This window comes from Flavobacterium sp. KBS0721 (genome assembly GCF_002007065.3).
GTDB classification, from domain to species: Bacteria; Bacteroidota; Bacteroidia; order Flavobacteriales; family Flavobacteriaceae; genus Flavobacterium; species Flavobacterium piscis.
The window spans coordinates 705,394-729,550 of record NZ_CP042170.1 but is presented as its reverse complement, the minus strand read 5'-3'; the positions used below and the strand labels follow the sequence as shown (position 1 = coordinate 729,550).

The window sequence follows — 24,157 nt, the reverse complement described above, 5'->3', positions numbered from 1 at the left end:
ATGATAGATGAAATTACAAGATACTCTGACGCTGATTTGGCAGAGTTCAAAGAAATAATTCAAAATAAAATACAAAAAGCACAAGCCGATCTGGATTTAATCAAGAGCGCTTACATGAACGATTTGAATAACGGAACAGATGATACTTCTCCAACTTTTAAAGCATTTGAAGAAGGAAGCGAAACAATGTCTAAAGAAGCAAACTCACAGTTGGCTATCAGACAGGAAAAATTCATCCGTGACCTTAAAAACGCATTATTCCGTGTTGAAAATAAAACATACGGTATTTGCAAAGTAACAGGTAAATTAATTGGCAAAGAAAGGCTTAAAATCGTTCCTCATGCAACAATGAGTATCGAAGCGAAAAACTTGCAACGATAATAAATACTTAATGAAATAAGCGCTCCTTTTAGGGGCGTTTTTTTTGTTTAATGTTTTGCGGCAACGTGTTTAAGGTAAATTTAGATCTTTTGAAAGAATTTGATTATAATTAAAAAAGAAGAACTAAAATTATAAGTCAATTTTTTGTAAGATGAGAGGGAATTCGATTTAGGGCAGTAAAAGAATATTTTTAATTAGAACTATCTGAATTATGGATAGTTCTAATTAAATAAAATAAAACTAAAAATTAAGCTAAGTTTTTCTCTAACTCTAATTTGTGTTTTCTTAAAATAGCTCGTGTCATTCCTAAATTTGCTTTTGTAGAATCTGCTGCAAGATAGATCATAAATTTTTTGTTAGGCGAAATGTCGATAATGTGAATTTGATTCGAAAGAGTAATCAAAATATCTTCAATATCCTGGTTTAAATTTAAAGCTTTTACCGCGCTTAATTTAGCTTTTACAACTTCAAGATTATAAGCCGCTGCAAGTTCAGGGTCGAAACCTGGGTCTACAGTTAAGTTTCCAAAGCTTAATCCTGATTCAATTTCGGTTACAGCTACCGCTATAAAGCCGTTTACGTTGGTTTTCATTTCATTTAAAAAAACGTTCAAAAAGTCGTTACTCATAGTTTAGGGTTGTTTTTGGGTGAATAGATCTATGTTATTTTAATAAGGAATTCTTACTTAATTCTGTAGCGACTTCATCAGTGGAACGCATTAATAAACCCAGATTGCTTCCGTCTTTTGAAAATGCAATTATAAAATTTGTGCCGCTTATTTTGTTTCCAATAACAACACCTTCTGATGTTTTTAGAAAAAGCTGTTTTAGTACACCTCTGTCTAAATCAATTAAGAATTTTTCACTCATTGATAAGATAGCAGCACTCATTGCTGCAACGCTATCTGCATAATCAATCTCTAATGATGTGATTAATTTTCCTTTTCCGTTTATTATTAATGCCGCAGAAGATTTTGTGGTAACAAGGAAGTCGTTTAGAGTAGATGTTATTTCATTCATATTTGTAGGATTTAGGAAAAATGTTAAAATTAATTTATTTTGATGTCTTTTGGTAATAAATATTGCTTTTAGATCTAAACAAGTGTTAATTTTTTTAAACAAATATAAATTAAATTATGTATCATTGTAATCCCAAATCATTAATAATTTTATTTATTTAACATAAAAAACTTACATTATGGCTAAAGTATTGAAATTCAAAGATGTAAACTCTGACGTTGAGCACAGAATGAAGGAATTTGAAAAAATTCGCATTAAATTAAAAGCGGATGTAAAAAAAGCTGAAGCTAAAAAGGCAACTGCAGGAAAAGAAGGTAAAGGGTTGTTGAAGTCTATTTCTGAATTTTTTGCCGATACGCCAAAGACGCCAGCCCAGTCAAATAGTAAAAAATAGACCATAATAATACTGAATAAATTAATCCGAATTGCCTCTGTTTACCGCAGGAAAGAATTAACGCTCCTTTGGGAGCGTTTTTTTTGATTAAATTGTTACTTTTGCCCCATCAAAATTTAATAAAATGTCATTACCAAAAGCGTATTTCCTTATATTCTTAGTTTTAATTGTCGATCAGCTTTCAAAAATATACGTAAAAACAAACTTTGTTTTAGGTGAAGAAGTTGTGGTTGTTGATTGGTTTAGAATTCATTTTATAGAAAATGAAGGAATGGCGTGGGGAACAAAAATACCAGGGCAATACGGAAAGTTGATTTTGACTGTTTTTAGGATTTTTGCCGTATTCGGGATTGCGTACTGGTTGGCGGATTCAATAAAAAAACGTCATTCTAATTATTTGATCGTGGCAATTGCATTAATTTTTGCGGGTGCTGCCGGAAATATAATCGATTCTGTTTTTTACGGAGTTATTTTTGATGATAGTCATGGTAATATGGCAACATTATTCTCGAAAGAACCTTACGGAACTTGGTTTCACGGTTTGGTGGTAGATATGTTTTATTTTCCTCTTTGGAGAGGTACTTTGCCGGCTTGGTTTCCTGTTTGGGGAGGCGAAGAGGTTTCTTTTTTTAATGCTATTTTTAATGTTGCCGATATGGCGATTTCTACAGGTGTTGGGATTTTGCTTTTCTTTAATAAAAGAGCTTTTCCTAAAACAACATAAATTTTTTAAAATTCCAATAACTCAAAATTCCAAATTCCAATAACTTTGTCATAATTCGGCAGACATTGGAATTTGGAATTTTCAATTATTGGGATTTAAAATTTTAATGTACTATTTTTACAAGTACTAAAGTCAAACTTATGCAAAGTCCGTCCTTTTCACTTTATGATGCCTCTGCGGGTTCAGGAAAGACCTATACTTTGGTAAAAGAATACCTTAAAATTATTCTTTCTTCTACTAAAAATGACGCTTATCGAAATATTCTTGCGATCACTTTTACCAATAAGGCAGTTCATGAAATGAAAAGCCGTATTGTGGGAAGTTTGTCTGAATTTACAAAAGAAGAACCTTCTTCAAAAGCAATGGATTTAATGGAAGATTTGTCTCGCGATACGGGGCTTTCTATTATTAAAATCAAAATAAAATCACAGAATATCATAAAGCATCTTATTCATAATTATGCTGCCTTTGATATTTCTACAATCGATAAGTTTACGCACAAGGTGATTCGTGCTTTTGCACATGACCTTAATCTGCCAATGACTTTTGAAGTTACTTTAGATACTGAAAATTTATTGACAGAAGCTGTTGATGCAATTATTGCGCAAGCCGGACAGGATGAAACCCTGACTAAATTGTTGATTGATTTTACGATGGAAAAAACTGATGATGATAAAAGTTGGGATATATCGCGTGAAATTTTAGATACAGGAAGGTTGGTTCTTAATGAAAATAACAGAAATGAAATTTCTCATTTTCATGATAAATCTATTGAGGAGTTTGTGGTAATAAAAAAGAAAATGCTGGCTCTTTGTAAAGAGCTGGAATCTGAAAATGAAGTTTTTGCCACAGAAGCACTTGCTTTGATTGATAAAAACGGAATAGATTTGAAATCATTTTCCCGCGGAACTTTTCCAAATCATCTGGAAAGTATTCGTGATGGCAAATTTAATCCCAGAAATAAAACTTTTCATGAGTTTGATGATATTGCGATTAATAAAACAGCTAAAGACAAAGCATTAATCGAAAATATTATTCCGGAGCTGCTTCAGATTCTGGAAAAAATTTATAAGAATTTTGAAAAAAGAGATTTTTATAAAGCATTTCTAAAAAATATAACGCCGCTTTCTCTCTTAAATACTGTTAGTAATGAGTTGGCAAAAATCCAGGCCGAACAAAATGTTTTATCGATTTCTGAATTCAACGCCATAATCCATCGCGAAATTCAGAACCAGCCCGCGCCATTTATTTATGAGCGTATAGGCGAGCGTTACCGTCATTTTTTTATTGATGAATTTCAGGATACATCAGAGATGCAGTGGCAAAATCTGATTCCGCTAATCGATAATTCGCTTTCAGGTTTAGATGATTTAGGTAATAAAGGAACTTTGATGATTGTGGGTGATCCCAAACAATCTATTTATCGTTGGAGAGGTGGTAAGGCGGAGCAATTTATAGAATTGAGTAAAGGTCTTAATCCTTTTAATAATCCTGAAAAAGTAATAAAGCATTTAGATACAAATTATCGAAGTTACAGCGAAGTAATTGATTTTAATAATTCCTTTTTTAAACTGATTTCGACCGAATTTTCAAATGAAGATTATAAAAACCTGTATGAGAATCATAGTTTTCAAAACTCAAATTCAAAAAAAGGAGGTTATGTCAATATTTCTTTTCTTCCAATAATCGAAAAATCAGATTTTGCAGATGAAGAAGAGGTAGTCGAAAAATCAGATTTATATGTTTTAGCGACATTAAACACAATTCGAAAAGTAGTTCGTGAAGGTTTTGAATATAATGATATTGTTATCCTGACCCGAAAAAGAGATCAGGGAATTGCGATTGCCAATTATTTGACCGAACAAAATATTCCGCTTTTGTCTTCAGAAACCCTGATGATTCAAAATGCTACAGAAGTTCGTTTAATTGTTCATTTGTTGAAATATTTGCACAATAGTGCTGATCTTGAATCAAAAGCTAATTTTCTGCATTTTTTGGCTTCAAACAAAGAAATTCAAATGCCCATTCATGACTTCATTGCTCGGGGAATGTCTCATAAATTAGAAGTTGATTTTGAAATTTGGCTTCTGAGTTTTGATGTTGCATTATCTTTTGAAAATATTAGAAAAAAGTCACTTTATGAAGCGGTAGAAATTATCATTTCGAAATTTGTGCCTCTTGCGGAAGGAAATGCTTACGTGCAATTTTTTCTGGATATTGTTTTAGAAAGAGATATTAGAAATCAGGCCGGAATTGCAGATTTTCTTGGATATTGGGATAAAAATGCCGGAAGATTTAGTATTCCTTCTCCGGAAGGGATTAATGCTGTTAGAATTATGACTATTCATAAGTCGAAAGGTCTGGAGTTTCCTGTAGTGATTATGCCTTTTGCAGAAGAAGATTATAATCGAAAACCAAAGGATAAATTATGGCTTGATACTGAAGATGTAGATTTAGGGGTTCCAAAAGCTCTGATCGATAATAGTAGTGCTGTTGAAGGTTTTGGTGAAAGCGCTTCGAATGTTTTTAATTTAAAGAAACAAGAAGAATTACTGGATAATATTAATGTTTTATATGTAGCATTAACGCGTGCAGAAGAACAATTGTATGTTATTTCTCAGTCGTTAAAAGAAAGGAAAGATGGTGAGTTCCCAAGTAATATGGCTTCTTTTTTTATTAAATACTTAATTCATAAAGGTGTTTTTGATCCGGATAAATTAGAATATGAATTTGGAGATAAAACCAAGCTTTCAAAATCGACAGAACTAATCGATTTGGTAAAAACGATTCCTGTAGTTTTAGATGTTCTTAATCCAAAAAATATCAAAATAGCACAACGGGAATCCTTAATGTGGGGAACGCATCAGCAGGAAGCAATAGTTTATGGAAACATAGTTCATGAGATTTTAGCTTTTGTTAAAGATAAGTCAGATGTTGATTTGGCGATTACAAAAGCGATCGAAAATGGTTTGATTACAATTGATCAGGTAGATATGGTTTTAAAATCACTTCGGGAAATTGTAAATCATCCTGAATTGAGTATTTGTTTTGATGGGAATTATACTATTCTAAATGAGCAAACAATCGTTCAGAAAGAAGGAAGGATATTGAAGCCGGACCGAATTGTTTTAACTCCTAATAAAGAAGCTTATCTTTTAGATTACAAAACGGGGGCTATAAACTCGAAATATACTCAGCAAATTCAGGAATATCAAGATGCTATTGAAGATTTAGGATACAAAGTGTTAAAAAAGGCTTTGGTATATATAGGAACAGAAATCGATGTAGTAAATTTGTGAAGAAATTAATCAGATGTTAAAGAAATATTTTGATCTTAACAGGTCTAAGTTGTTAATTTTTAACGTTTTAAATAAATAAAAATGTACGGTAAAATAAAAGAACATTTGCAAAGTGAGTTGCAGACTATTGAAGAAAACGGAATTTTTAAAAAGGAAAGAATAATAACTTCTGCTCAGGACGCAGAAATTACTATTTCGACGGGAGAGAAAGTATTGAACTTTTGTGCCAACAATTATTTGGGTCTTTCATCGCATCCTGAAGTGGTGCAGGCTGCAAAAGATGCCATGGATACTCATGGTTTCGGAATGTCGTCAGTACGTTTTATTTGCGGAACTCAGGATATTCATAAAACATTAGAAAAAAAGATTGCTGATTTTTATGGTACAGAAGATACAATTCTTTACGCAGCGGCCTTTGATGCAAACGGAGGTGTTTTTGAACCTTTATTAGGAGAAAACGATGCAATTATTTCAGATAGTTTAAATCATGCTTCTATTATTGATGGGGTTCGTTTGTGTAAAGCAGCACGTTACCGCTATGAAAATAGTAATATGGAAGATCTTGAACAGCAATTAATAAAAGCAAATGAAGCTGGCGCTCGTTTTAAATTAATTGTTACAGATGGAGTTTTCTCTATGGATGGTCTTGTGGCGCCTTTGGATAAAATTTGCGATTTGGCAGATAAGTACGATGCAATGGTGATGGTGGATGAATGTCACGCAGCTGGATTTATTGGGGCAACTGGTAAAGGTACGCTTGAAGCAAAAGGGGTTATGGGGAGAGTTGATATAATAACAGGAACTCTTGGTAAAGCCCTTGGTGGAGCAATGGGAGGTTATACAACTGCTAAAAAAGAAATAATCGAATTATTACGTCAGCGTTCACGCCCTTATTTGTTTTCAAATTCATTAGCGCCTGCTATTGTTGGGGCTTCTATTAAAGTTTTTGAATTACTAGAAAAAGATACTTCTTTGCGTGATAAATTAGAATGGAATACTAATTATTTTAAAGACGGAATGAAAAAAGCAGGATTTGATATCATTGACGGGGACTCTGCAATAGTTCCAGTGATGTTATATGATGCAAAATTATCGCAAACAATGGCCAATGAACTTTTAAAACAAGGCATTTATGTAATAGGATTCTTCTTTCCTGTTGTGCCAAAAGAAAAAGCCAGAATCAGGGTTCAATTGTCTGCTGCGCACACCAAAGATCACTTAGATAGAGCTATAGCTGCCTTTATAGTTGTCGGAAAAATGTTAAAAGTTATATAATTTCCACATAGTGAATTTTTTGTAGGTTTTTTTTAACATTTCATTTTGTATTTAAAAAATTTGGTGTTACTTTTGCTTGTAATTAACTAAATTGTAATTAAAAAAAATTAAGTATGAAACATCTTAACAAACTTTTAGTTGCTGTGATGATGGTGATGGGTTTAAGTTCTCACGCACAAGACAGTAACAATCCATGGGCTATCTCTTTTGGAGTTAATGCCGTTGACACTAGAACCAGTTCTGGTGGAGGAAGTGGTTTCTTTCAACAACACTTTTCTCAGCCATTCGCTGTAAAAGACAACTGGAATATTCTTCCTTCTCTATCTTACATTGGTGTGTCTAGATATGTAGGTAGTGGTTTCTCTGTTGGTTTACAAGGTTCTGTAAACAAAATTGATAAATATGTTACTTTTTCTCCAACTGCTCCAGGGCATGATTCAAGAGGTAATGTTGTAAGTAATCCTGGCGATTTAATGTACTACGGAATTGATGCTACTATTAAATATAGCTTCCAGGAATTAATTAAATCTAAAGTAATCGATCCTTCGTTATCTGTTGGTGGAGGTTATACTTTCTTTGGTGATAGCAGCTACGGAACTGTGAATCCAGGTGCTGGAATAACTTTCTGGTTTACAGATGCTATTGGTCTTGAGCTTGCTACAAGATACAAATGGTCAGTTAGTGGTGATAGAGAAGATGCTTCTGGAACTCCAGATGCTCCATCTCACTTTCAACACACTGCTGGTCTAGTTTTCAAATTCGGAGGTAAAGATACTGACGGAGACGGAATCTATGATAAAGATGATGCTTGTCCAGATGTTGCTGGTTTAAAACAATTCAACGGATGTCCTGATACTGACGGAGACGGAATCGTTGACGCTAGTGATGCTTGTCCAACTGAATTTGGTTTAGCTGCATTAAACGGATGTCCTGATAGAGACGGAGACGGAGTTGCTGATAAAGATGATGCTTGTCCAGATGTTGCTGGTTTAGCTGCTTTAAAAGGTTGTCCTGATACTGACGGAGACGGAATCGCTGATAAAGATGACAAATGTCCTACAGTTGCTGGTCCTAAAGAAAATGGTGGTTGTCCTTTCTTAGACGCTGATAAAGATGGTGTTTTAGACAAAGATGATGATTGTCCTACAGTTGCAGGTCCTGCTTCTAACAGAGGTTGTCCTGAAGTAACTACTGAAGCTTTAGAAGATCTTAAAGTTCAAGCAAGAGCTATCTACTTTAACTCTGGAAAAGCTACTTTCAAAACTGGTGACAAAGAAACTCCAGCTAGATTAGATGCTATTAAAGAAATCCTTAAAAACTATCCAAACGCGAAATTCAGTATTGAAGGTCACACAGATAGCGATGGTTCTGACAAATTGAACCAAAAACTTTCTGAAGAAAGAGCTACTGCTGTTATGAACGCTTTGATCGAAAGAGGAGTAAACGTTGATAACTTAGTTTCTAAAGGTTTTGGAGAGTCTCAACCAGTTGCAACTAACAAAACTGCTGCAGGTAAAGCACAAAACAGAAGAACAGAAATTAGACACATTGGTTCTAAATACCAAGGTAAAATCTAATTTACTTTCTAAATAAATACTAAAAGCCATTCTTAATTGAATGGCTTTTTTTATTTTTATACAATGATAAATACATCTTTTCTCGGAAAAATAGCAAGTGTTATAATTCAGGATTATTCGGATAAGCTTACTGCAACTACTATTGTTTTGCCAAACAAAAGAGCTAAGGTTTTTTTGATTGAAGCTTTGAAAAATGAAACGAAAAACACTATTCTTTCTCCGGAGATTATTAGTATCGAAGACTTTGTGCAGGACGTAGCCTCAATACGATCTATAGATTCGATTGAGCTTTTGTTTGAGTTTTATGAAGTTTATCTTTCTGTTACAGAAAAACAAAATCAGCAATCATTTGAGTTATTTGCTAATTGGGCTAAAACGCTTTTGCAGGATTTTAATGAAATTGATCGCTACTTATTGGATCCGGTTCATGTTTTGTCCTATTTGAAAGATATAGAAGATATCAAAAAATGGGGAATTGAGGTCGAAAACAAAACCAAACTTTTGGAAAACTATATTGATTTTTGGAAACTTCTTCCTTTATACTATGATTCATTGTACAATCATTTATTAAGTAAATCAATTGGATACCAAGGTCTGATTTATAGAGAAGCAGTAAATAATCTGAATCACTTTTCGAATACTATTACAGGCAGATATTTTATTTTCGCAGGCTTTAATGCTTTAAATGCGGCCGAAGAAAAAATTGTACAGCATTTATTGGCATTGGATCAGGCAAAAATTTATTGGGATGTAGATCAAACCTTTCTTAATGATCCTTATCATGATGCGGGACTTTTTGTTCGTCGTTTTAAAGAAAACTGGAAACATTACAAAACAAATATTTTTGAATGGATTGTAGATGATTTTTCGCAGTCTAAAAATATTCAGGTAATAGGAACTCCTAAAACAATTGGTCAGGCCAAGTTAGCAGGAAGTATTGTCGAAAATATAATTAATGAAAATCCTTCCACATCTTTGGATAAAGTTGCCATTGTGCTGGGTGAAGAAAATTTATTAATGCCTGTTTTGTATTCATTGCCTTCTTCTGTTGGAAGTCTGAATATTACAATGGGATATTCCGGGAAAAACAATCCGTCTCAAATATTGATTGCAAAATTATTTAAAATGCATACCAATGCACTTTCCAGAAAGGGCGAGAGTTATGTGTTTTATTATAAAGATGTACTTGATATTTTAACCCATCCTTTAGTTGAACCTTATGCAAATTCAGGTAATTTGGTTCGAATCATCAAAGAAAACAATTATACGTTTATTACTCATAACCGAATTATTGAACTTAATTCCTATCCGTCGCAATTGTTTCAATTGTTGTTTCAGAAATGGGAAAACGGATCGATTGCAGTTCTTGAAAATGTATCGGCACTTTTGCTTTTAATCAAAGAGAATTTTAGTAATGATAATGAAGAAGAAAAGATTGCCAAAGCATTTGTTTTTGCTGTTTTTAAAGTCATAAATAAATTAATTAATTACTATTCGCAACATCATCATATTGATAATATTGATACTTTGCACGCTATTTATAAACAAATTATTGATGTGGCCGAAGTTTCGTTTGAAGGTGAACCTTTGCATGGGTTACAAATTATGGGAGTTTTAGAAAGCCGTGTTCTTGATTTTGATACCGTGATCGTAACTTCTATGAATGAGGGAAAATTTCCTGCCGGAAAATCTCAGAATTCATTTATTCCGTATGATGTAAAAAGAGAATTGGGGTTACCGACTTTCAAAGAAAAAGATGCCATTTATACATATCACTTTTATCATTTATTGCAAAGAGCTAAAAATATTTATCTGATTTATAATACCGAAAATGACGGTTTAGATGCGGGAGAACGAAGTCGTTTTATAACACAATTGGAGGTAGAGAAGCAATCTAAACACAATCTGACATTTGACATTTATAACCCTGTTTTACCTACATCAGCGTATCAGCCTATGGTAGTTCCAAAATCTGATGCGGTTATGGAGCGTTTGAAGGAAATTGCAGCTGCTGGTTTTTCGCCATCGGCATTGACGAGTTATATTCGAAATCCTATTGAGTTTTATTTTCAAAAAATACTCCGTATTCGCGAAGTAGAAGAGGTTGAAGAAAATATCGCGTTAAATACACTGGGAACAATAATTCATGAAACTTTAAAAGCATTGTATGATCCTTTTATTGGTAAGTTTATTTCGGCTACTGATCTTGAGAATTGTTTCAAATTATTAGACGATGAAGTTTTACGACAATTTAAAGTAGTTTATAAAGAAGGTGAAATTAAAAAAGGACGTAACCTGCTGGCTTTTGAAGTGGCAAAGCGAAATGTTTCTAACTTCTTGAAAATGGAATTGGAAGCGATCAAAAACGGAGATGCGGTTAAAATTATAGCCTTGGAACAAACGTACGGACGTGAATTAAATCATCCAAATTTGCCCTTTCCGGTTTTAATAAAAGGAAATGTTGACAGGATTGAATTGCGTAACGGAAAAATAAGAATTATCGATTATAAGACCGGCAAAGTAGAAAAAAACAATGTGATACTTAAATCCTGGAACGGATTAACACAAGAGCTTAAAAACGATAAAATCATTCAGGTTTTGGCTTATGCTTTTATGTTCGAGAACGAAGCTGCAGGTTTGCCAATTGAAGTTGGGATTATCTCGTTTAAAAATTTGAAATCAGGATTTCTTCCTTTTGGATTTAAAGAAGAAAAAGAATTGGATATGGTGGTTTCAAAAGAGATTTTGAAGAATTATTTGGAAGAAATTGTGCTCTTGCTCATCGAAATTTTTAATATTGATATCCCGTTTGAGGAAAAAATAATTTAAGGTATCAGAAAGCTAAACAACATTTTTGAGTTTTTTAAAACGACATTAGTTATTAATTTAACTGTTTGTGCTATTGCTGTTTTATTAGGCGGTTTTGATTATTTTTTTATCACGTTCCTGAGTTTCGGATTTTTAATGAGTGTTGGTTTTAAAGAGTTGTATAGAAAAAATGATTATTTGTTTTATTCGAATAACGGAATTTCAAAACTCTGGCTTTTAGTTTTTAGTTACCTGATGACTTTTGCGGCTACAATTTTAATCGGTCTGATTGTCTTTTTAATAAAGAAAATATTTTGAAAAAGCATATTTTAGAAGTTGACGGAATTCAGAAGAAATATGGTGAAAGGATAATTCTTTCTGATGTTTACTTAAAATGTGAAACCTCGCAAATTATTGGTTTGTTAGGAAGAAATGGTTCTGGAAAATCGACTTTATTGAAGATTATTTTTGGAGTTATAGCAGCTCCAAACAAGTGCATTCGTATTGATTCTGTTTCAAAAAACAACGAAAATAACCTTTCAGATGAGATTAGTTATTTGTCGCAGGAGCAATTTATTCCGAATCATTTATCGGTAAATAAGGCAATCCGATTATCTGTCGATAAACAAAAAATAAAATTTTTCTGCGAAGATGAATTTATTCAGACTATTTTGAATAAAAGAATAAGCCATTTGTCCGGTGGAGAATTACGATATCTGGAAATTAAAATAGTATTATTCAATCCTTCGAAGTTTGTTTTACTCGATGAGCCTTATAACGGATTGTCGCCAATAATGGCAGATTTAGTAAGCGAAATGATAACAGCAAATTCGCTTGAAAAGGGTATTGTTGTTACCGATCATAATTATAAAAATGTAATCAAAATTTCATCTCAAATTATTTTGATTAAGGAAGGTAAAACACATTATGTCAGGAATAATGCAGAACTTGTAGAAAAAGGTTACCTGGTAGATTTGGGATCTTTGTAAGTACTTTTTAACTGAATATTTTTTTGAAAAAGCCTTTCTTCTCGCTCTCTTTCGAATTTAAATTGTTTAAACTTCCGTTCTCAAAACGAAATCTTCTAAACTTCATCAGTTTTACATTTAGGTCAAAGCGTAATTCGTCAACTGTTTTCATTTGATTATAATTTTTTTGCAAAGCTATGAAAAACTAACTGTAAACGGAATTTGTTATAAATGTTAAAATAATATTTAAGGTATTTGAAACAGAACTTTATTTTTTTAAACAGATCTTCTTTTTTTGTTAACGTTTTTTAAAAATTTTATTCTAAAAATAAAGAAACATTATCGTATAAATAAAAGTGTTTCAAACGGTTAGGTGTGTCTTTTTTTTAACAAGTGTTTATCGGGCAATTCTGTTTATTAAAATATCTTTGAGCTTCTTAAAAATGAAATAAATAAGAATATGATTGATTTAAATACACTTGTAGAAGAAACTGGAGCTGAGTCGGGATTAACTTTTAACATTGATGGCATTTTGCTTGAATCAGTTAATTTAGAGTATGACGGAAATGTAGCAGCAATGATTGGAATGATATTAAAGATGTGTTTAGAAATGTCTGAAGACGTAAATAATGGTGATCTTAAGCAAGTCATGATTAAGAACAAAGATGGTATTGTGGTGGCCAATAAAGACGAGCAGGATAACTGTGTTGCGCTGCTTTCTAAAGATATAAGTAAAATGGGTCTTTTGCTGCGCAAGATGGATACCGTTTTCAATAATTAATTTAAATACAATTAAAACATGTCAGATTTTTTACAGAATTTTCAAAATGATTTAAAAGAGAATATTAACGGATTCATTGCAGTTTCAGTAACAGAAGTTGAAACAGGAATGTCTTACTGTTCACTTTCTTTAAATCCAAATTTTGACCCGGAATTAGCATCTGCTTATAATTTAGAAGTTGTAAAAGCAAAATTAAGCGCAATTAAAGCTTTAGGATTAGATCAAAAAATCAACGATATCTTAATAACACTTACAGATCAAATACATATTATAGATGTGTCTGAAGATGGTAAATATTTTATTTATTTAGCAGTAGATTCAACTAAAGCAAATCTTGGATTAACAAGAGCAACTTTGGCTAAATTTAAAAAAGACATTATAACAAAATTATAATTTTTGCCCCCAAGAAAGAGAAAAAGGCTGTTCAGAATTTTTGAACAGCCTTTTTTGATTTTATAAACGGACTATATTATTCGAAAAAATCTAATAAAGTAGTTTTCAGTTCTTCTTTATTTTCAATTTGGCTCATATGTCCATCTTCAAAAGAAACTAGTTTTACGTTTGTATTTTCGATTTGAGAAATGTTTTCTTCATAATTCAAAACCGGATCTTTTTTACCTAAAATCAATAAAACCGGAAATAGATTTTCTTTTAAAAGTGATTCTCTGTCTTTTCTAATTTTCATTCCTTCAAGCGAAGCTACAATTCCTTGCAGGGGAGTTTTTAGCGCCTGAACTTTTGTTTTTTCTATTTCATCAGCTAATCTTGTTCGGTTGTTTTCGCTAAACAAATTACTAATCGCGAGACTTACAAAGTTCACGTAATTTTGTTTTACCGCTTTTATAGCGCGGCTTCGGTTTAGTTTTTTCTCCGCACTATCTTCCTTAGAAGTAGAATTTAATAAAACCAGTTTATGAATGTTCTTCGGGAATAATTCGGCGAAAGCCAAACCAACATAACCTCCCATAGAATGGCCTAAAATTGTCGCTTTTTCTATTTTTAAATGTTGCAAAACTTCCTGAACAGCATTTGCATTATCCTCCATAGAATGTACATAACCCAAAGAATCAGAATCGCCATGACCTAACAAATCGATTGTGATAACGCGGTATTTTTCAGAGAAAAGAGTCACGTATTCCTTCCACATTTTTTTGTTTTCTAGAAAGCCGTGAAGCAACACAATTGCACTTCCCTGACCTGAATCAGTATAAGAAATCTTGGTATTTTTATATAAAAGAGTTTTCAAAATAGTGTTTTAATTATAATTGCAAAGATAAGAAAAGCTAAAATCTTAGAAAGAGTATAAGTTCAATAGAGTCAAAAAAATAGTTATTCGGTTCAATTTTAAATGAATTTATATCACTTAATATGGTAAAATAAAAAAAGACGGTCAACATTGCTGCGAACCGTCTTTATTCAATAATCTATATTCTTTTCTCTTTCTTTAAGAATTCATCAAACTTTCGATTTCATCAACTTCGATCGGAATGTTGCGCATTAAGTTAAAAGGTTCACCTTTTTCCTGAACCACAATGTTATCTTCTAAACGAATCCCGAAACCTTCTGCCGGAATATAAATTCCTGGTTCAACCGTAAAAACCATATTGGCTTTCATAGGTTCGTGAAGTAATCCGTAATCGTGTGTGTCAAGTCCCATGTGGTGAGAAGTTCCGTGCATGAAATATTTTTTGTACGCTGGCCATTCCGGGTTTTCGTTCTGAACATCGGCTTTGTCTAATAAGCCCAAACCTAATAATTCAGATGTCATGATTTTACCTACTTCAATATGATATTGTTTCCAAAGCGTTCCCGGAGTCAGCATTTTTGTAGCTTCATTTTTCACATTCAAGACAGCATTGTAAACCGCTTTTTGTCTTTCAGAATATTTTCCTGAAACCGGAATTGTTCTTGTCATATCGCTGGAATAATTAGCATATTCAGCCGCAACATCCAATAAAATCAAATCTCCGGCTTTACATTGCTGATTGTTTTCGATATAATGTAAAACATTTGCATTATTTCCCGAAGCAATAATTGGCGTATAAGCAAAACCTTTAGAACGGTTACGAACAAATTCGTGAATCAATTCGGCTTCAATTTCATATTCCGTAACATTTGGTTTTACAAATGGTAATAATCTACGAAAACCTTTCTCCGTAATGTCGCAAGCTTTCTGAATCAAATCGATTTCTTCGCTTTCTTTTACAGAACGAATACGTTGCAAAATTGGATTGCTTTTAGCAACGTTATGAGCCGGATAACGTTCTTTCCACCATTTTATAAAACGAGCTTCGCGGGTTTCAGTTTCAACAGAGGCGCGATAATGTTCGTTAGTATTAATGTACATCGTATCAGCATACGTCATCATTTCGTTCAAAACTTTATGAAAATCCTGCAACCAATAAACAGTTCTAATTCCAGAAACCTGAAATGCGCGTTCTTTACTTAATTTTTCACCTTCCCAAACCGCAATATGATCGTTGGTTTCTTTCAAAAAAAGAATTTCTTTTTGGTTCTCGTAAGGCGCATCCGGAAACAAAAGCAAAATACTTTCTTCCTGATCTACACCGCTTAGATAAAAAATATCTCTGTGCTGCGCGAACGGCAAAGTACTATCAGCACTAACCGGATAAATGTCATTTGAGTTAAAAACGGCAACACTGTTAGGTTTCATTTCTGCCGTGAATTTTTTGCGATTTTTTACAAAAAGAGCGCTGTTTATTTGATGATATTTCATAATAATGTGAGTTTTGAACTTCGTATTTCAAAAATAGTGATTTTTACAGAAGTGGCGTATAGTTGATTTATTAAAGTTTTCTTATTTGTTTTGGTTGCCACGAAGGCGCTAAGGCACAAAGTTTTGTCATTGCGAGGAACGAAGCAATCTCCTTAGGAATTGACACAAAGGTTTAGAAATCTCAGCAACTTAGCTTCCTAGAACCTTAAAATCTTAATAAGGATGTGTTTTGCCGCGGCGAACCGGGCTTTCGGCTATATTCCCGATTTAGAAAAACTACGGCTAAAAAGCCTTGTTTTTCTAAATCGGGAGATACCGTCTCTATTCCTCGCGCAACTCGAATAATAAGATATTTATGTTTGTGTAAAAAATGAGTTTTAAATTGTTTGAATTTGTATATTTTTATGGATAAAAAGTAATATCTAAAATGCTTCTTGATGGTATTCCTCAATTTATAGATGAATCAGAAAAGCACAATAAGAATTATAAGTCTTCAAATTCTTCTGTTGGAATTAAAAATGATGAAAATAGAAAAAGCTTTTTAGATAAATTTAATGATTTTTTTAAATAAAAATTTTGAAGCAAAATATAATAATGACCATACAAAAAGCAATCCCAGGCGATCACGAAATTTTAACCCAAATAACCAAAAAGTCAAAAGCTTATTGGGGATATTCTAATGAACAAATAGAAGATTGGTCTCCGTTTCTAACGGTTACAGAAGAATATATCGAGACGAATTCAGTTTTTAATTTAATGTTAGATAATGAAATATTGGGCTATTATTCATTCTTTCACGAAAGTGAAAATAGTATAAAGCTCGATAATTTGTTTGTTTTGCCGGATTTTATTGGCAAAGGATTTGGGAAATTATTAATGAATGATTTTCTTGTTCGTTTACAAGACTTAAGTGTGCAAAAAGTAGTGCTGAATTCAGAACCAAATGCGGAGAGTTTTTACATTAAATTCGGGTTTGTAAAGATCGGTCAAATAGAAACTTCTATCAAAGATCGACATTTGCCCATAATGGAATTGAAAATGTAATTATTGCGTTGTTATATTAAGAAATCTTTAAAATCGTTTTAATCTGTGGCATAAAAAGCTACACAGTTTCTAATAAAAAAATAAAATGCAAAATTCAAACTTTAAACTAATAACAATAAAAGAAGTAAAATCTCAATTCCCATTTTTAATCGATCATGAAGGATTTGATTATTTTGAAGAATGGGACGATCAGGATTTCTTTCTTATTGCAAACGAAGATGTGACTTTTGAAGGTGATTTCTATTTAGATCTTTATGAAGATAAAGAGAAAAAATGGCTTGCGAATATCTTAAGCCATCCATTAAAAGAAATTGAAAAAATAAGAATCGAGGGCATTTTGATAAACGGAAATTTATCAACAACCGGAACAATAATAAATGCCGAAGGCGATTACGGACCTTATATTTTTATAAAAGGCAATGTTGATTGCCAGAGTTTATTATTAGGCGGTTCGTATGTCGAAATAATGGGCAATGTAAAAGCTCAGGAAGTTGTCATGACGTCGTATAATCACGGAAATTTTAAATGCTCAGGCATAATAGAAGCTCCTGTTTTTATAGTCGAAGATCACTACACGACTTTTACAGGGCGAAAAAATGATTTGTTTTATTACAACGATAAAACAGATGATTTTGATGCTAAAAATAGTTGTGAATATGACGATGAAAGTGAAGAAGATATTATCTCGATAGAATTACGTAAATATCTTGAAAATCCTTTAATAGAAACTTTCGAAGAGTTAAAACGCGAATTAGAAAGCGGAGAATTGGTTTTGAGAGAAAATAATCCGCCCTTGAAAACTTATGAATATTGGAAAAATCGTGTTTTGGTAAATTATCGTGATTTAAAGTTAGTTCCGTCTCAATACAAAACTCAGGAATTGTGTGAACTTGCATTAAATATTACATTTCATGCATTACAATATGTTAGTCAGGAATTTATTACTCATGAACTTTGCGAAAAATTAGTAACTAAAGATGGATTTGCTATTCAGAAAATACCGAATGAATTTATAACAAAAGAACTTTGCCTAAAAGCGGCAAAAAGCGGAACGCTCATTTCGCTTATTCCAATAGAATTTTATTCTGAAGAATTGATTTTAACGACATTCAAAAATGGAAAACATGAGCCCGACATCAATGACGTGCCGTATGAATTTATTACCGATAGTTTGCTAGAGGAATATGTAAAAATAGGTAAAGGATTATGGCTCGATAAGGTTTGTAAAGAGAACGAAAAAGATAAATTATCGATCTTAAAACGAATTGTTGATGCTGGAATAGAGAATTTAGATGCTATTTTTGGAAATCATTTTAGTAAAGAAATTGTTGATTATGCAGCAGCAATTTATAATAATGAAAATCATAAACAGGGATGGAATAATTACGTTCAGAAATACAAGGTTAAATTTGAGCGTCTTGAGTTAAATGAGTATTTGTAAAGATATTATGAAGGAACTTATAATTGAAAGTAAAGGAATCAAGACAGATCATTATTTTATACCGCCTTTTGAATTAAGAGAAGGAGAGTTGGTTATTATATATTTAGAAGGTGGAGCTTATTTTGATGATCTGAAAGAGCAATTGGCGGCTATTTTTGCAGGAAAAGTACATCATGAAAATGTAAAAGTAATAAAACCGTTGACTTTTGCAGCACCAATCGAAGAATCAGCACTAAAAAGAATATTTAATCCGATGAGTGTGGGAAGGTATTTAAAAAAGAATGCAAATCTAAAAAAATCAGTCTTGAGAATTTTCGAAATCGATAATTTTACTAAAAAAGACAAAGTGAAAAATCTTGAAACCAGTGAGAGAAAACGACTTTCATTGTGTGCAGTTTTTTCAAAAACAAAATATGTTTCTTTTGATCTTAGGGGAGAAGGAGCTGCATATTTTAATAAAACATATCAATTTGCCAAGAACGAAATTAAAAACGATAGCGCAGCTATTTTAATTGACTGGTCTGATGACTTGAAAAATGATTGTTCAAAATTTATAGCAATTGAATGGTTAGCAGGTCTTGAAGAGTTAAGAAAAATTGGTAATGGAAGCGCAAATTTATCTCGAATGTATTAAAAAAAACAGCATTGCGATTTATAAGGTTATGAAATCAAAAATAAAAATCAAAAAAGTTGAAAACAGAGATTTGGATTTTGTCTACAAAGCAATCTGCGAACTCGAAAATGAAGAATTAGATTTTGAAGTATTCAAAGAAATCTTCAATGAGAATATTTCGAATCCAAAGAATTTGTATCTAATAGCCGAAAACGAAACTGAAGGAGTAGGTTTTATTAGTTTTCATACACAAAATCTTCTGCATCATTGCGGTTTGGTGGGTGAAATCCAGGAATTTTTTATCAACGAAAATTATCGTGGTAAAGGAATTGGAAGACAATTAATAAACAGGATCTTGCAGTATGCAGATCTGAATAATTTGAAAAGTATTGAAGTTACAACAAATAAAAGAAGAGTAGAAAACGTGCTGATATACGAAAATCTTGGTTTTGGCCTGACGCATAATAAGTTTACGATTTATAAATAAGCTTTCTGATGATGAGAAAACTGAATATAAAAAAACTGCTATTTTGGTTAATAGCAGTTTTAATAAATTGATAATTATGTTTTTATGATAATCCGTATTCCATGCAGTGACCTTTTCCTGATGTTTTGTATATATACCAACCACATGAGTTTATTGATAAAAAAGTTTTTTCTTCACCCTCACATAGCGGATATGGTTCACAAGTGGTAGTCCCAGCATTAATTGATTTTAATTCTTCTTTTGATAATTTTTGGAAATTTTTCATAAGTAATTTGTTTTTTGGATTTTCCTACTCTATAAGTTTTTCGGATACGACTTTGATAAAAATACAAATTATTTTCGAAATAAAAACTTACAAAATAAATACTTTCTATTCTGGTTGATTATTTAACAATTTGTGATCTTCTTCTGTTTTAAGATGAATTTGGTTAAATTCTTTCTTTTGTGCTTTTATTGTAATTTCATCTTAAAAAAAGTGGAAAACTCGTGAATCTTACTTCAAACAATTTAAAATTAAAGTCTAATATTGTATACTGAATAATTGCTTTATGAAAAAATGAAAGAATTAAATCCGAAAATAAAATATCATTTAATAGTTGGATTACTAATTAGTGTCTGGTTATTTGTTTTTGCTTTCATCATAAAACCTTTTGACGATGGGACTATAGATTTTAGGGCTTGGTTTTTAATTAGTTGTGGTTTTAGTGTGTTGGCTTTTTTGTGTTATGGTATTGTCGCTGTTCTTCAAAAAAAGGTTTTCAAAAAAATATCAAAATGGAATTTTGGTTTAGAAATTCTATTTCTTAGCCTTTTTTATATTATCTATTTAATTGGAATTTATATTTATTATAAAAGTCCCATTTTAAATGGCGGTTATAGTTTTGCTGAATTTTTCTCCACCATTTTCATTAAAATTGCCTTGATTTTAACTCCTGTAATTATTCTGGCAAGAAGATATTTAATCAAACTCATTCCGGTAAAAGATGATATTGTAACATTCACAGGAGAAAATAAACTAGATATTTTAAAAATCAAAAAATCCGATTTGGTTTGTATTTCTAACGCTCAAAATTATGTGGAGATTTTTTATATCGAAAACGAAAAATTACATTCAAAACTGATTCGTTCTTCCCTCAAAAAAATTCTGGAAGATTTTACTTTTTTAATCCAAATTCATCGTTCTCATTTAATAAACCCACTTCATTTTAAATCCTGGAGAAATTCAAATACCGTTATTCTGACTCAAATAGAACTTCCGGTTTCTAAGAATTATAAAGAAAGCATAATGGCTATTTTGTTTTAATTTGTATTTTAGTTGCAAGAAATGAATAACAGTCGAAACAAATTGAATAAACACCTAAAATACCTAATCTATGTCTTTCTCGCTTTTGTTGTGATTGCGAGTGATGGTACTTTGGTTTGTCAATCAAAACCGGCGGATTATTATCAATCTTCGTTTGTAATTTCAAGACGAGAAGTAGATGCTGAAAAATCTCGTTTATACGTATTCAATCAATTTGTTTCCCAAGTAAAAATTGCGTTTTTAATTCCTGTAAACTATCTCGAGTTTAAACAGGTTCGCACTTCTCAAATTCAGATAATTCAAAAATTACAAACGCTTCTTCATCAAAATATTAATTCATTCATAAGACAAGCTGTTTTTATAAATGAAATAATCACTTCAAACAATTTATATAAAAGTTTATACAGCGCTTAGATAATTTCTGAGCATTTATGTGCGCTTCAACGCATAAGATGATGCAATAATGTCTAATCATTTATCATTTTCAAAATGTATAAACACAAAAATAAAACAAGTTTAGAGCAATCTAAACAACCACTTCATTGGATAAAAAGGAAACTACTTTTAATTATTACAACCTTTATGCTTGGAATGTCAAACGGAATGAACGTACATGATGAAGCAATTAAAGGAAATCAAAATTATACAGAACTGCATAAGAAGGATTAGTCTTCATTGAGGTTCTAACGTATTTTTGTCATTTCGACCGAAGGGAGAAATCACACTAGAAACTCTATAAAGATTGGCGACTTTGTTTGAGGAATTACTTGTGTGATTTCTCCTCCGTCGAAATGACAAGATTGTCTATAATTTTATTGCGCATAAAAAAAACCTTTGTCAAAGTTTAAACTTTGACAAAGGTTCTGCGTATTTAATTAATTGGGATTTGGAATTTAAAAAATTTGGAATTTTATTAATTAATCCATTTATAATAACGAGCCCCAATCAAATTAGGAATCTCTTTTTCAATTCGATCTAAAACCCATTCGTTTTTAGGAGTTCGAACGCTTTGTTTTTCTTGTTTTTTATGAAGACTTTCATAAGTTTCAAAACCAATTTCTGTACTTTCTTCCAGATTTTCAAAAAGTTTAACTTTAGCTATAGCTAATTGCCATTCCGGTTGAATTGTTCCTTCAAAAACTTTCGATTTCGATCCGCTTCCGTAAGCCAGAAAACCGAACTTTTTTCCGGCAACTTCTTGTTTTGTATCATAATAATGAGCCAAAGTCGATAATAATCCCATGAAAATGGATCCTGTATAAAGGTTTCCTATTAAAGATGAAGCCAATTCTGCGGGTTGTAATTTCTCGGTTACAAACTTTCTGTATTCATCAGATTTTCCAACTTCCTTAATTTTAGTTTGATAATCTGCGGGTTCAATATTTTCTGAAATGATTTTATCTGCACTGTCTAAAGCATAAATTTCAGACAACATTCTGCGCCCCTGAAAAGAATAGGGAAGATGCATAATAATACTGTTCCAGGAATTGTATAAAGTTTCTGTTGTATTTTTTAATTTCTTAAATGAAAAGTAAGCGTTACGCGTACGATCCATGTAGCATTGGTTCGAATACTGGCCATCAAAAACCGGTTGATCTTTATGAATTTCGATTTTGGCTTCTAAATTATCAAACCACGCTTCGTTGTTTTTGTTTTGCGTAATTGCTTCTTTTGAGATAGTTCTGTAAGGTTTGAAAAAGTCAAAAACGCCTTTTGTACTTGTTGCCCAATTTTCATCAAAGGCAATGATTCGAGGGTTCGAAGTGATTAGCATTGCCAAAGCTCCGGCACCTTGAGTATATTCTCCGGTAGAATTTAAATCGTACTTGGCAAAATCTGTGGTAACCACAATTGCTTTCTTATTTGGATTTAATTTTACAAAATCAATACAGTTTTGCAAGGCATCAACACCTCCAATGCAGGCAAAAGTAAAATCGACTACATCACATTCTGCTAATGTATCTTCTCCAAATTTTTGCTCCATTAAACTAATTAAGAAAGAACTTATTGGTTTCGAGCTGTCTATGCCACTTTCGGTTCCAACATAGATTCGGCTAATTTCGTTTAAGTTTATTTTGTTGTCAATAATAAGTTTTGTCAAAGCGTTGGCTCCAAAAACCACAGCGTCCTGATGAACGTCCGGCAAAGTCATTTTTAATAATCCCAGGCCCTTTTCTAATTTTTCGGGTTCAATATTTCTGGCAACTGCCAAAGTTTTTATGGGTAAATGTATGTTGGCTACATCAAAAGAGATAGCGTCAATTCCTGTTTTCATTATATTTTTTTTGAAGCCGATAAAGGTAAAATTATGTTGCGGAATGACAATTTTTAAACCTTATAAAATTTAGGTAAGGAGTAACTTTTGATGAAAACAAATTAAAAGTTTACTTAAAATAATAATATGATAAACTTTTATCAACGAATATGCTTGTTTTTATCCTTAAAATACGGTTTAAAAGCATTTTTATTGATTTTTATAATGAAATAATTTGGGATACAACATTGTTTATACGTAAAAATACGTATTACTTAGTCTATTTTAAAATCATTATAAATAACAGCGAAATGGTTGTAGTTCTTTGTTAATTGAGTTATTTTTGTTTAATTTTTTAAAACAAACTACTTAAACAATTATGGCACAATCTGCACAGTTGAATGCTTCCATCTTAAAGAAAGTGGCTATGGCCCTTTCGGGAATATTCTTAATCACGTTTTTAGCGCTGCATGTTTCCTTAAATTTTATTTCTATTATTAGTGAAAATGTTTTTAACGAAGCATCTCACTTTATGGGATACAATCCGCTGATTCAATATGTAATGCAACCAGTTTTGGCAATCGGAGTAATCTTCCATTTCGTTATGGGATTTGTATTGACTGCTCAAAACACAGCTGCAAGACCAATTTCGTATGCAAAATACAACGGAGCTGCAAATGCTTCATGGAGTTCTAGAAATATGATTATTTCTGGATTGGTTATTTTGGCTTTCTTAGGATTGCATTTTTATGATTTCTGGTTTCCAGAGGTTAACTACAAATATATTGCAGGTGCTACGCCAGATGCTACAAGGTATTATGGAGAATTAGTTCATAAATTTCATGACCCAATCCGTACAGGAATATATTGTGTGTCATTTGTATTGCTAGGGTTTCACCTTTGGCATGGATTCGGTTCATCGCTTCAGTCAATGGGGATGCACAATAAATATTCAAGATTTTTAAGTAAAGTGGGTTACGGTTTTGCAGTTGTAGTACCAGCCGCTTTCGTAATTATCGCATTATTTCATCATTTCAATCAACATAATTAAT

The 24,157-nt window shown here is 32.0% G+C and carries 24 protein-coding genes; 18 read left to right on the top strand and 6 right to left on the bottom strand.

The annotated features are described in order from the left end of the window. Entirely contained in the window at positions 1-381 is a 381-nt protein-coding gene (locus tag B0M43_RS03475) for a TraR/DksA C4-type zinc finger protein (protein WP_007807070.1), read from the top strand. Between the two features lie 247 nt (positions 382-628). Here the strand turns inward: B0M43_RS03475 and B0M43_RS03470 are convergent, their stop codons facing one another. Together B0M43_RS03470 and B0M43_RS03465 are read right to left on the bottom strand one after the other, a co-directional pair. Further along, positions 629-1,009, bottom strand: a complete 381-nt coding sequence (locus tag B0M43_RS03470; protein WP_065448700.1) for a hypothetical protein — start codon at positions 1,007-1,009, stop codon at positions 629-631. 34 nt (positions 1,010-1,043) lie between these two features. Next, positions 1,044-1,400: a roadblock/LC7 domain-containing protein gene (locus B0M43_RS03465; protein WP_065448699.1), complete on the bottom strand. Its 357-nt coding sequence runs from the start codon at positions 1,398-1,400 to the stop codon at positions 1,044-1,046. Between the two features lie 178 nt (positions 1,401-1,578). Here B0M43_RS03465 and B0M43_RS03460 point away from each other — a divergent pair, with 178 nt between their 5' ends. The 9 genes from B0M43_RS03460 (at position 1,579) to B0M43_RS03420 (ending at position 13,619) form a co-directional block, all read left to right on the top strand. Further along, a complete protein-coding gene (locus B0M43_RS03460; RefSeq protein WP_065448698.1) occupies positions 1,579-1,794 on the top strand; it encodes a hypothetical protein in 216 nt (71 codons plus the stop codon). A 124-nt stretch (positions 1,795-1,918) separates the two neighbouring features. Beyond that, on the top strand, positions 1,919-2,518 hold the full coding sequence (locus B0M43_RS03455) for a lipoprotein signal peptidase (protein ID WP_078006830.1): 600 nt from the start codon (positions 1,919-1,921) through the stop codon (positions 2,516-2,518). Positions 2,519-2,658: 140 nt separating this feature from the next. Next, positions 2,659-5,817: an exodeoxyribonuclease V subunit beta gene (locus tag B0M43_RS03450; RefSeq protein ID WP_078006831.1), complete on the top strand. Its 3,159-nt coding sequence runs from the start codon at positions 2,659-2,661 to the stop codon at positions 5,815-5,817. Between the two features lie 81 nt (positions 5,818-5,898). Beyond that, the gene (gene kbl / locus B0M43_RS03445) at positions 5,899-7,092 is read left to right on the top strand and encodes a glycine C-acetyltransferase (protein ID WP_065448695.1); all 1,194 of its coding nucleotides are present in this window, start codon (positions 5,899-5,901) and stop codon (positions 7,090-7,092) included. 113 nt (positions 7,093-7,205) lie between these two features. After that, positions 7,206-8,669 carry an OmpA family protein gene (locus B0M43_RS03440; protein WP_078006832.1) on the top strand — a complete coding sequence of 488 codons (1,464 nt, stop codon included), beginning with the start codon at positions 7,206-7,208 and terminating at the stop codon, positions 8,667-8,669. A gap of 63 nt (positions 8,670-8,732) precedes the next feature. Then, positions 8,733-11,498, top strand: a complete 2,766-nt coding sequence (locus B0M43_RS03435) for a PD-(D/E)XK nuclease family protein (RefSeq protein ID WP_078006833.1) — start codon at positions 8,733-8,735, stop codon at positions 11,496-11,498. A gap of 293 nt (positions 11,499-11,791) precedes the next feature. Then, positions 11,792-12,466 carry an ATP-binding cassette domain-containing protein gene (locus tag B0M43_RS03430; RefSeq protein WP_078006834.1) on the top strand — a complete coding sequence of 225 codons (675 nt, stop codon included), beginning with the start codon at positions 11,792-11,794 and terminating at the stop codon, positions 12,464-12,466. Between the two features lie 439 nt (positions 12,467-12,905). Beyond that, complete coding sequence (locus B0M43_RS03425) at positions 12,906-13,226, top strand: roadblock/LC7 domain-containing protein (RefSeq protein WP_078006835.1); 321 nt, start codon at positions 12,906-12,908, stop codon at positions 13,224-13,226. Positions 13,227-13,244: 18 nt separating this feature from the next. Then, entirely contained in the window at positions 13,245-13,619 is a 375-nt protein-coding gene (locus B0M43_RS03420; protein ID WP_065448689.1) for a hypothetical protein, read from the top strand. 76 nt (positions 13,620-13,695) lie between these two features. On the opposite strand, the gene B0M43_RS03415 is transcribed toward B0M43_RS03420, so the two are convergent. Further along, on the bottom strand, positions 13,696-14,472 hold the full coding sequence (locus tag B0M43_RS03415; protein WP_078006836.1) for an alpha/beta fold hydrolase: 777 nt from the start codon (positions 14,470-14,472) through the stop codon (positions 13,696-13,698). Positions 14,473-14,670: 198 nt separating this feature from the next. After that, complete coding sequence (locus tag B0M43_RS03410; protein ID WP_078006837.1) at positions 14,671-15,963, bottom strand: aminopeptidase P family protein; 1,293 nt, start codon at positions 15,961-15,963, stop codon at positions 14,671-14,673. A gap of 427 nt (positions 15,964-16,390) precedes the next feature. Between B0M43_RS03410 and B0M43_RS24610 the strand changes: the two genes are divergently transcribed. From B0M43_RS24610 to B0M43_RS03390, 5 genes are all read left to right on the top strand, one after another. After that, complete coding sequence (locus tag B0M43_RS24610) at positions 16,391-16,534, top strand: hypothetical protein (protein ID WP_210418046.1); 144 nt, start codon at positions 16,391-16,393, stop codon at positions 16,532-16,534. Between the two features lie 23 nt (positions 16,535-16,557). Continuing rightward, a complete protein-coding gene (locus B0M43_RS03405; protein WP_078006838.1) occupies positions 16,558-17,007 on the top strand; it encodes a GNAT family N-acetyltransferase in 450 nt (149 codons plus the stop codon). An 85-nt stretch (positions 17,008-17,092) separates the two neighbouring features. After that, positions 17,093-18,448 carry a polymer-forming cytoskeletal protein gene (locus B0M43_RS03400; RefSeq protein ID WP_078006839.1) on the top strand — a complete coding sequence of 452 codons (1,356 nt, stop codon included), beginning with the start codon at positions 17,093-17,095 and terminating at the stop codon, positions 18,446-18,448. A 7-nt stretch (positions 18,449-18,455) separates the two neighbouring features. Continuing rightward, entirely contained in the window at positions 18,456-19,082 is a 627-nt protein-coding gene (locus B0M43_RS03395; RefSeq protein ID WP_123921782.1) for a hypothetical protein, read from the top strand. A gap of 28 nt (positions 19,083-19,110) precedes the next feature. Beyond that, a complete protein-coding gene (locus B0M43_RS03390; RefSeq protein ID WP_065448684.1) occupies positions 19,111-19,548 on the top strand; it encodes a GNAT family N-acetyltransferase in 438 nt (145 codons plus the stop codon). A gap of 82 nt (positions 19,549-19,630) precedes the next feature. Here the strand turns inward: B0M43_RS03390 and B0M43_RS03385 are convergent, their stop codons facing one another. Further along, the gene (locus B0M43_RS03385; protein ID WP_123921783.1) at positions 19,631-19,813 is read right to left on the bottom strand and encodes a hypothetical protein; all 183 of its coding nucleotides are present in this window, start codon (positions 19,811-19,813) and stop codon (positions 19,631-19,633) included. Between the two features lie 291 nt (positions 19,814-20,104). On the opposite strand from B0M43_RS03385, the gene B0M43_RS03380 reads away from it, so the two are divergent. Both B0M43_RS03380 and B0M43_RS03375 read left to right on the top strand, forming a co-directional pair. Continuing rightward, a complete protein-coding gene (locus B0M43_RS03380; protein WP_078006841.1) occupies positions 20,105-20,851 on the top strand; it encodes a LytTR family DNA-binding domain-containing protein in 747 nt (248 codons plus the stop codon). Between the two features lie 42 nt (positions 20,852-20,893). Beyond that, entirely contained in the window at positions 20,894-21,265 is a 372-nt protein-coding gene (locus B0M43_RS03375; protein ID WP_123921784.1) for a hypothetical protein, read from the top strand. A 499-nt stretch (positions 21,266-21,764) separates the two neighbouring features. Here the strand turns inward: B0M43_RS03375 and B0M43_RS03365 are convergent, their stop codons facing one another. After that, positions 21,765-23,126 carry a hydroxymethylglutaryl-CoA synthase family protein gene (locus tag B0M43_RS03365; protein WP_078006844.1) on the bottom strand — a complete coding sequence of 454 codons (1,362 nt, stop codon included), beginning with the start codon at positions 23,124-23,126 and terminating at the stop codon, positions 21,765-21,767. Between the two features lie 358 nt (positions 23,127-23,484). On the opposite strand from B0M43_RS03365, the gene B0M43_RS03360 reads away from it, so the two are divergent. Then, positions 23,485-24,156: a succinate dehydrogenase cytochrome b subunit gene (locus B0M43_RS03360; protein ID WP_078006845.1), complete on the top strand. Its 672-nt coding sequence runs from the start codon at positions 23,485-23,487 to the stop codon at positions 24,154-24,156. Position 24,157: the final 1 nt, after the last annotated feature.